The organism is Flavobacteriales bacterium (assembly GCA_013001705.1).
Lineage (GTDB): Bacteria > Bacteroidota > Bacteroidia > Flavobacteriales_D > JABDKJ01 > JABDLZ01.
In genome coordinates this window covers 1-9,449 of record JABDLZ010000118.1, presented here as the reverse complement: position 1 = coordinate 9,449, position 9,449 = coordinate 1, and the positions used below count along the sequence as shown (strand labels likewise).

Genomic DNA, 9,449 nt, shown 5'->3' with positions numbered 1-9,449 from the left:
GGCCGATCAACGCAATGAAGCGATCCATACAGCCAAACAACTGGTCGACTACCTCAAGAGTTTCCAAACATACATCCACCAAACTTCCGATCATGACCAAGAAAATATCCGTCCTACTCATTGATGATGATGAGATCCTATGTGAGAAGATCAAGCAGGATCTCCCATTGAATGCCGACCCTGTATTTGAAAGCCATTCGGCAGAGAACGCAGTCCACCACCTCACCCAGCATAAGCCCGACCTAGTGCTCTTGGATAATCAACTCCCCAAGTTGAATGGACTGGAGGTGATCGAGACTTTTAAAGAGATCTCCCCGAATTCGTGCATCGTGTTCTTCTCTTCCAATATGGATGTGGAGACCGTGGCCGAGGCCATCCATGCCAAATCCGATCATATTCTCTCCAAGAACGAGCTCAACAAAGAGAAACTCGAGACATTGGTGAATGCAGTCATCGAATCCAAGAACAGCAAGAAATCCTTCAAAGGCATATTCCGATCCCTGGTCGCGCGTGAGCAAGTGAAAGAGGGCGCCAAGCGTATTGCTGTGCTAGAAGACGATGAATTCTTCTCCTTTCAATTGCGTTGGGTCTTAGAAAAACATCAGAATCACCCCAATCGATTGGAGTCCTACACCACCGTACAGAAATTCCAGGATCAACTGAAGAAATCCACTCCGGATATCCTCTTCTTGGATTACTATCTCCCCGATGGCAACAGCACTTCGGTCTTGAAGGATATCAAAGCGCGCAATCTCAAGACCAAGGTCATCATGGTCAGTTCACAGGAAAACCCCGAAGTCGCCATCAATCTGAAAGAACTGAACTGCGATGGTTATATCGTGAAAGGAGATCGCTGGAAAGAGCATCTATACGATTGCATCTCTGAATTCGACCTGTAGCTTCAGAGCAAGTGGCTCCTTCTCTACCTTTTAGACTTGCCGGTTTGTAGAATTCAGAGAATCCCGGCACTGATGATTTGCTTAATAATCCTCACCTCGGAATGGCCTTACCCTCCTGAGCAGTCAGTTCTTGATAGAGCTTCATGATCTCAGCGGTGAGCTTGCCCCGCTCTTCTCCGATGACCCGACCATCCACCTCGAGTACGGGTGTCACCTCGCCCATGCTACCCGTCACGAAGACCTCTTCTGCAGAATAGACCTCAGAGATGGAGATGTTCCTCTCCATGCAGCCGATGTTATTCTCTAGAGCCAGTTCTATGACCTTTCTCCGGGTTATGCCAGGGAGACAGCTATCCGCGTGAGGCGTAAGGAGTTGTCCATCGCGCACGACAAAGACATTGGTCCCATTGCACTCACTGACAAAGCCCTGCATATCCAGCATCAAAGCCGCGTCCATGCCTACCATATTCGCCTCGATCTTGGCCAGGATATTATTGATCAGATTATTGTGATGGATCTTGCTATCGATGCTACTGGGATTGTTCCTGCGAATGGCCGATGTGATGATGCGGATACCCGAATTGTCATAGACGGGCTTCTTCCATTCAGCAAGTACGATCAAGGTACTCCCATAGCGATTGAAGTGTGGGCTCATGCCTGATGAAGTCTTCATCCCGCGGCTCAAGGTCAAGCGTATGTGGGCCTCGTCATACATCCCATTGGCCTTCAAGCATTCAAAAACGGCATTCTCGATGTACTCCTTACTCGGGATATCGGTAAAAGCCATGGCCTTGGCCGAATGATGCATGCGCTGGATATGTTCATCCAGTGCGAAGACCCGCCCATCATAGACACGTATCCCTTCCCACACGGCATCTCCTCCTTGCACGGTGGAATCAAAGACCGACACCTTGGCCTCATCACGCGGGTACAGCACACCATCTATCCATACGTAGATGTCTCTGTTGCGCTCGTCTGGTAATGGAATATTGGGATCGGGCATGAGTATACGATCGAGTTTGATGTGAGAACGAATATATCCGAAGTGACCATCGATCAGCTTATGACCCGCTGAAAATCTGTCAAACCCTGATCGGCTATCCATGGCGAGATGTTAGCAGCCTCTTGCTCTACGCCTGAAATCCCGCTTCTAACCGCTATAGTTTAGGGCCACATGAATCCACGACCTTACCATCAAGCTGATTCAAGAGGTCTGATGGGCCTGCTACTGCTTGCGATGACCTCGATCAGTCTGATGCCTTCAGCTTCGGCTCAAGAGGGAGATATATACCCCGGCTACACGGTCATCCATACAGATGCTGGAAGCATGACTATGGAAATAGGGCCTCAGACCTTGCACTGGAACTGGACGTATCCTTCGAATGCGATATTGACCCATGTGGATGAGCAAGGCGGATATCAGAATCATTTGGAACTGGCTTCTTCCAACACCGTCACTATTATCTCTACCACTCAAGATGCAGAAGGAGTCGTCTATCTCTGTGGGATATTCAAAGACACATTGTTCTACACCTCCCATGGAGAACAACTCTCTATACCGGCCATGAACACCGCGAACACCTATGATTCCTTCATCGCAAGGACGGATGGACGAGGGAATTGGGACTGGATACAGACTTTACACAGTGCCTATGATATTCAAGCTTCTTCTGCCATAGTGGATACAGAAGGGAACCTCTATGTGGGTGGCCACTTCTCTGAATATGTCCAATTCGATCCAGAAGGTGAATTAGAATTTGCTCCATGGGCCGATCTCTACATCGCAAGTTATACTCCTCAAGGGGATTTCCGCTGGCTCTATCGGACCGAGATAGACCATGCATTCCCTACGTTCTCGGTTCATGATCTGAGCTGGGAAAAGGCGGATAGACTGACTCTACGCGCATCTCACCAAGAAGTGGATGCCCATCCCATGGATGTGGAAATGGGTCGAGGCGAGACCGTGATCTGGAATGATCGCTCGGCCAAGAAAATGGAACTCACCGTAAATGCTAAGGGCAAATTCATCTCAGCACGTTCCGAGAGAGAACCGGGTAGGATACTCGGTGATCTTCTTCGGACAGAGCCTTCTCCAAGCACTTTCGGACACCTCTCCTTAGAATCATATCCTGACGGAGGCGAACTCCAGTCAGCACCTCGCTAAGAGATGGCGAAGGTCTTCATCTCTTCATAATATTTTTCGCACTCTGTGACCAGCGATTCCAAGTGCTCAGGAAGCCGGATCTCTTTCAGTGCTCTGGGTGCGTCCCAGCCGGTGCTTCTGTGCACACTTCCATACCAGTATTGAGCCCAAGCACCATCACCTGGAATCGGTCCAGCAGGCCATGAAAGCATGGACTCTACAAAGGGGATCTCCAATGCCTTACATAGCCTCTGCAAAACCGACCTTGGATTCTCCAAAAGCATTCGACTGTCGACTACGGGGGGTATTTTAGTGCCATTCCGAAGAGAAGAGAACATCTCATACTGCAGGTCCAAGCCTAGATCCCGCATGTGCACATCGGGAATCTTCTGCGCGTAGGATGCGATCATGGCCCGTGGTTCTCGTATCAAGAAGAAATGTGTCAGCTGCTCCATGAAGCCCAGATCGAGATCGACCATGTGATGGGGCATATTCTTGATGAAGAGCATCTCTTGCTCATAATTTTGAGAGACCAAGGAATCGATCACCTGCGATACATCCGTTTCGTGTTGTGCGATCACTTCCTCTCTTCCGGGATGATTCAGCCCGGTCTTCACCAGGTAGTGCGCATAGAAGGGCTCATCGATCACATGACAGTCACCTCGATGGAAGAACGAGTACATCATGGCCGTAGATAGATTTCTTGGGCCCGACCACATGCAGATGCGTTTCATGGAGCTCAAATAATGAAAAAACCCTGACGCAAAGGTCAGGGTCTTGGAATTTCATGGGATATCAGAAACTTAACGAACAGTGATGGATCGTGTGACTCTTCCATCACTTGTCTGCAACTCCAAGGTATAGGACCCCTTGGCCCACTCCCCTACTTCTATCTGGTGTCTGATATATCCTTGACGCATTCCCAGACCTTCACTGTGGATCAAGCGACCATCGACCGAGAATACCTGAAGATCGACTGCAGACGCAGTATTCAGCTCAAAGGCCAGGTTGACCACATCGCTGCTTGGATTGGGGAATAGGTCTATCTGGTCTACGATCTCACTTTCATCGAGGCCATCGGCCAAGGAGCGATCATAGAGCATGAAATCATCCAGTCCAGCCTCTATGAGCGATCCTCCATCCAGATTGGTTCCGGGACGCAGACTATCCGAAGCATTGAATTTGATCATGAAGTTGTCCGTCAGATCCACATAGTCAGAGATGCGGAAAGCATTTCTTCTCCAGCGGGCATCTGAAGATTTGGTGTCTTCTACGTAGACCCAGGATTCTCCGCCATCATCAGAAACCTGTACCTGCCACCAGTCCGCATTGGGATTGGCTCCCGTTGCATTGGTATACCATCGCTTATACGTGAAGGCTGGAGCAATGTAGCTCGTGAGATCGATGGCTTCTGACATGAGCGTGGTCGTTCCAGCGTCTACGTCATTCACCCCTATCCCGTCATTGACATTGAAGGAATTCCCTGTTACAAAACAGAATTCACCTCCCTCTGTGGCTTGTTGATCCACCGCTACTGCCACTCCATTCAGGAATGAGCCCAAAGGATCGACTTCTTCCCAAATACCTGTGGTGGCTTCATCGGTATCTATACCGAGTTCCCATCCGGTGATCTCATCCTCATCATCCGAATCATAGGACTCGAACAGCTCATATCCCACCAAAGTATAGTGCGGCAATTTCGGGTCTTCCAGATTGGCCCCGATGGGATTGACCACGGCCAGATTATCAAAGATGTCACGGACCGCCATATAGTAGGCTATGATGGTACCCGGTGCTTGACCTGGGATGACTGCTTCATAGTTCTCTCCACCGATCTCATTCATTTCTACTTCCACCCAATCTGGAGAGTCATTCAGACGATAGCGAAGCAGAACGCCACCCAGATAGTCGGTGAACTGGCCACTGATGCCGAGGTCGGCCATGATATTGATATCACTGAAGGCATCGAATGATTCGACTACATCATGGCCCAGGTCGGCTGTGGCTAAGAAGGTGATCCCATGAATAGCAAATCCCTCTGAAATGGCTGCTCCGTTGGGAGTACCATTCAGGATGTTTCCATCATCGTCATCGGCTTCGAGCACATCGATCAATACATTGAGGTAGGCAGAACCTTCATTTCCATTGAAGGTGGCCGCCTGCAATCCTGGATAGTGGAGTCTCCACAGTTCTTCGATGGTCTCCTGATCATTCCCCAGAAGCAGGAAGGTATCCCACCAAGCACCGGCAATGATCTCGCCATCGGCATGCACTTGACCCACCAGATCCTGTGGATAGACCTTGGGGTTGATATCGTATCTACGTATATAGTCTTCAGGATCCTGTGGATTATGTCCATCAGCCAATACCGGGTCTTGAATGGGCAAGAAGGCCCAGACATCTGCATAGCCTTCATTCATGGCCCCATTGCTGAAATTGGCGCCTAGTTCATTGTAGAAATTGTCGTTGATCTCATGTCCATACTCGTGGAAGACCACATCGGCTACACGGGCCAGACTCACGCAGGTAAAACCGCTCACATAGAAATTGATCCCGTTCCCCGTAGAGAAGGCGTTGCACTCGTGAGGCGTGATACCCACATTGACCGACATGGGATAATCCATCCCGTCCCAATCTGGAAGCACATGATTCACATAGTCATGGATCACGTTGGTATTGTGGAAGGCAGTCATCTCATCGACACTGAATAGTGGTGAGACATCCACTTGATTATCCCCTTCGCTGAGTTCTAGAGTTCCATTGGTCACAGACCCTGTGCTCTCATTGACCACAGATGCCCATGTACCTGACATGAAGAACTGAGCTGATTGCGAACCGATGGCATCGATGGTGACATTCCCTTCTGAATCGGTGAAATAGGTGGTGCCATCCACGATCACCCTCATAGAAGAAAGGGTCTGTGCTTCGGCAGCATAGTTGGGGTCGGGATAAGAGAATTCTCCCGTAACATTCGCATTGATCACCGGAGGGTTGGTCTCTTCTTCTCCCAGAGAGCACTCTGGGCCGTGAAAAGTGTGTGTCTGGTTGATTCTCTGAAGAACTTCACCCGTGTGAGCATCCACGTGGGTCAGGTAATTCGCTGGAATCCCATTCTCAGCGATGGCATCCACCATGACCTCATAGACCAAATGATGCTCATAGTCCTTCACTTTGGGAATGGGTAGGATCTTGAGTTCTGGCGTAAAATGCACATCGGTCACATCGGGAATGTCTGAACTGGCAGCCTCTATTACTGTCAAGTGACTGACCAAAGGTGTGATATCCACATCGATGTCGTTATGCACGATCGCACTCCATGAGATCACATGACCGCTATGAAGCATCTTGACCATAGCTTGAGAATACATGACTTCCAAACCTTCATAATACTGGGTGAAGAATGCCTGATCATGTTTTCCGTTGTCTGTCACGGTCGACATCTGAAGATCCTCCATGGGAATATTGAATAGCACCAGCTGTTCTTCTATGAAGTTCATTGCACGGCTCTCAGCATCCGTACCAGAAGTCGGTATAGCCGGACCGAATGCTCGCACAGGTTTGAAGTTGTCTTCATCGAATCGGGCCAACCATGCGGGGTGTGCATTGGTGAAAGATGACCAGGGCATGGCGGAGCGGATCTGGAATTGGAGTCCTTCATCCATCTCATGGTGGGACTTGTCTACCAATCGCACTTCGTAAGGATCGGTGCCACCGTACACGGTGTTGCTGGCGGATAATTGCAGGTTAAGGGATGCAATGATGAGGAGTATGAATGTTCTCATGTTCGGTATTCGTTGACTATAATTTTCAAGGTGCCTCAATATCGACATTTCTGTTCGTTCCAAAGGCTTGGCTCCCAGGCTATCTAGGATTCCTAATCGCCTTTATTCTCAGACTTCGATACGGAGTCCGTCAGAGGCTAGATGAACATGGGGCGGCAATAGCTGCTCGATGTCAGCATGTTTTCCCATGAGATGGGATATGTGGGTGAGATAGGCGCGCTTGGGACGGAATCGATCGATCCATTCCAAGGCTTCTTCCAGGGTCAAGTGAGAGATATGATCCTTGCGTCTGAGTGCATTGAGTACCAGTACATCTAATCCAAAAAGTTTCTCCGCCTCTTGCTCACTGATGGTCTTAGCATCGGTGATGTATGCAAAATCCGCAATGCGGAAACCGAGTACCGGAAGTCGATAGTGCATGACTTCTATCGGGGTCACTTGCAGCCCCAAGCAATCGAAGGTCTCTGTGCCGATATCCACCAATTCGATCTGAGGCACCCCGGGATAGGGGTTCTCCTCGAATACATAGTGGAACTCGCGTTTCAAAGCCTGCTGTACCTGTGGTGTGGCAAATACGGGCATGGCCTTGCGATACTTGAAATTGAAGGCCCGTACATCGTCCATTCCGGCTGTATGGTCCTTGTGCTCATGGGTCATGAGCACTGCATGTAGCTCGGTGATCCCTGCCCTTAGGATCTGTTGTCTGAAATCCGGACCGGTATCCACTACCAGGCTCCTGCCCTGATAATCGATATGGATAGAAACGCGAAGACGCTTGTCCTTGGGGTCGTTGGAGCGGCAGACACGGCATTCACAGGTGATCACGGGAACACCTTGAGAAGTTCCGGTCCCCAGAAAGGTCACCTTCATCTTCTCATTGGATTCTTTTCCTTGCTCCACTGTCCAAAAATACTGGTATCGATTACGGAAGGGTATACAAAGGGCCTATTTTTGAAAGAGAATTCGAAGCGAATCCCCATTGGAGAGAGTAGTTCTATCAAGCAAACAGAAAGCCCTTAGGATAAATCTGGACAAGAAGATCTACGGCACCTTTGCCGAGATCGGTGCAGGACAGGAGTGTGTGAGACACTTCTTCCGGGTAGGTGGTGCCTCTGGTACAATCGCAAAGGCCATGAGTGCCTATGATAAGGAGTTCAGTGATGCCATCTATGGCCCTGAGGAGTACAATCGATACGTGTGCCGATCACGGGTAGACAAGATGCTCGACCACGAATACTCCCTCATCATAGAACGGCTCAATGCCGAACGGCAGGACAACACCAAATTCTTTGCCTTTGCCAATACGATAGCGACCATTGATTTCAAGAAACGATTCCAAGGGCATGGATGGATAGGTATCCAGTTCCAGAGCAAGCCGCGAAGAGAACCCAATCGGGTGATCCTTCATATCAAACCCTTGGAGCATGAGGCCCAATTCCAACAGGAGACCATCGGGATACTCGGGGTCAATCTGATCTATGCTTCCTTCTTCTACCATGAGAATGTGGAGGAGTTCCTGGAATCCCTGATGGACAATATCTCACGTGATAAGATCGAGATAGACACCATCGAGATGACAGGGCCAGACTTCGAGCATATCGATAACCGTTTGCTGAGTTTGAAACTGGTCAAGAATGGACTGACCTCTGCGGTTATATTCAGTCCCGATGGGATAAATATACACCCGAGTGATCTACTCTACAAGAAGAATATCCTGGCCATACGCGGGAGTTTCAGACCGGTCACCAAGGTGAATCTGGATATGATCGTCAATGGCTACAATGCCTTCATCAAGGATCCCAAGGTGGACAAGGACAACATGCAGGTGCTCTTCGAGATCACGCTCAACAACCTTTTGTCTGAAGGTGGAGTGGATGAGCAGGATTTCTTGGACCGGGCGGATATACTCTGCTCATTGGGCCAGACGGTGATGATCTCCAACTACATGAAGTACTACAAGCTGACCGAGTACCTATCGAGTTTCACCAAAAAACGCATGGGATTCATACTGGGTGTGGATCACCTCATGGCCATCTTCAACGAGAAGTACTATCGCAATCTGAATGGCGGGATGTTGGAGGCATTCGGGATCATCGCTACGCGTGACGTGAAATTCTTCCTCTATCCCTACAAGGATCCTAAGACCGGAAAGCTTATTACGAGCAAGACCGTCAAGATCCATCCACGCGTACGCCCGCTCTATGATTATCTAACCTTCAACAAACGTATCATCGATATGGACACCTATGATGAGACGGTACTCGGTATCTTCTCAAAAGAGGTGCTGAAGATGATACGCAGAGGAGAAGAAGGGTGGGAAGAGATGGTACCTACCTACGTGGATATCATCATCAAGAAGAACAAGCTCTTCGGCTATAAACCCAAGAAAGAGGACAAGGAATCAGCTCAGGTCAGCTGATATCAGATCGAAGAATTCCTCACGGGTCTTACTATCATCCAAGAATTGCCCGGTAAATGCCGATGTGGTCGTGAAGCTATTCTGCTTCTGTACGCCACGCATCTGCATGCACATGTGCTGGGCCTCTATCACCACAGCAACACCCGCTGGACTGAGCGTTTCTTGGATACAATCCCTGATCTCATTGGTCAATCGCTCCTGTACCT

8 protein-coding genes are annotated in these 9,449 nt (G+C 49.4%); 3 read left to right on the top strand and 5 right to left on the bottom strand.

Features of this window, described 5'->3' with window-relative positions; all coding sequences use genetic code 11:
- Positions 1-92: 92 nt before the first annotated feature.
- A complete protein-coding gene (locus tag HKN79_04955; GenBank protein NNC82907.1) occupies positions 93-899 on the top strand; it encodes a response regulator in 807 nt (268 codons plus the stop codon).
- A 91-nt stretch (positions 900-990) separates the two neighbouring features.
- On the opposite strand, the gene HKN79_04950 is transcribed toward HKN79_04955, so the two are convergent.
- Entirely contained in the window at positions 991-1,902 is a 912-nt protein-coding gene (locus tag HKN79_04950; protein ID NNC82906.1) for an aminotransferase IV, read from the bottom strand.
- Positions 1,903-2,073: 171 nt separating this feature from the next.
- On the opposite strand from HKN79_04950, the gene HKN79_04945 reads away from it, so the two are divergent.
- A complete protein-coding gene (locus HKN79_04945) occupies positions 2,074-3,063 on the top strand; it encodes a hypothetical protein (protein ID NNC82905.1) in 990 nt (329 codons plus the stop codon).
- On the opposite strand, the gene HKN79_04940 is transcribed toward HKN79_04945, so the two are convergent.
- The 3 genes from HKN79_04940 to HKN79_04930 all read right to left on the bottom strand — a co-directional run bounded on the left by HKN79_04940 (position 3,060) and on the right by HKN79_04930 (position 7,694).
- Positions 3,060-3,776 carry a sulfotransferase family protein gene (locus tag HKN79_04940; protein ID NNC82904.1) on the bottom strand — a complete coding sequence of 239 codons (717 nt, stop codon included), beginning with the start codon at positions 3,774-3,776 and terminating at the stop codon, positions 3,060-3,062. The two genes, HKN79_04945 and HKN79_04940, sit on opposite strands and share 4 nt — an antisense overlap.
- 69 nt (positions 3,777-3,845) lie before the next feature.
- On the bottom strand, positions 3,846-6,824 hold the full coding sequence (locus tag HKN79_04935) for a T9SS type A sorting domain-containing protein (GenBank protein ID NNC82903.1): 2,979 nt from the start codon (positions 6,822-6,824) through the stop codon (positions 3,846-3,848).
- 108 nt (positions 6,825-6,932) lie between these two features.
- Positions 6,933-7,694: an MBL fold metallo-hydrolase gene (locus HKN79_04930; GenBank protein NNC82902.1), complete on the bottom strand. Its 762-nt coding sequence runs from the start codon at positions 7,692-7,694 to the stop codon at positions 6,933-6,935.
- Between the two features lie 109 nt (positions 7,695-7,803).
- On the opposite strand from HKN79_04930, the gene HKN79_04925 reads away from it, so the two are divergent.
- Entirely contained in the window at positions 7,804-9,243 is a 1,440-nt protein-coding gene (locus tag HKN79_04925; GenBank protein NNC82901.1) for a TonB-dependent receptor, read from the top strand.
- Here the strand turns inward: HKN79_04925 and HKN79_04920 are convergent.
- Positions 9,226-9,449 (bottom strand): GTP cyclohydrolase I FolE (locus HKN79_04920; protein ID NNC82900.1); only part of this gene is annotated, 224 nt, incomplete at its 5' end. The genes HKN79_04925 and HKN79_04920 overlap by 18 nt on opposite strands.

Bases quoted from the DNA above. Each gene is read 5' to 3' on its own strand.
- HKN79_04930 (NNC82902.1), bottom strand. From the start codon at position 7,694: ATGAAGGTGACCTTTCTGGGGACCGGAACTTCTCAAGGTGTTCCCGTG.
- HKN79_04955 (NNC82907.1), top strand. From the start codon at position 93: ATGACCAAGAAAATATCCGTCCTACTCATTGATGATGATGAGATCCTA.
- HKN79_04945 (NNC82905.1), top strand. From the start codon at position 2,074: ATGAATCCACGACCTTACCATCAAGCTGATTCAAGAGGTCTGATGGGC.
- HKN79_04935 (NNC82903.1), bottom strand. From the start codon at position 6,824: ATGAGAACATTCATACTCCTCATCATTGCATCCCTTAACCTGCAATTA.
- HKN79_04950 (NNC82906.1), bottom strand. From the start codon at position 1,902: ATGCCCGATCCCAATATTCCATTACCAGACGAGCGCAACAGAGACATC.
- HKN79_04940 (NNC82904.1), bottom strand. From the start codon at position 3,776: ATGAAACGCATCTGCATGTGGTCGGGCCCAAGAAATCTATCTACGGCC.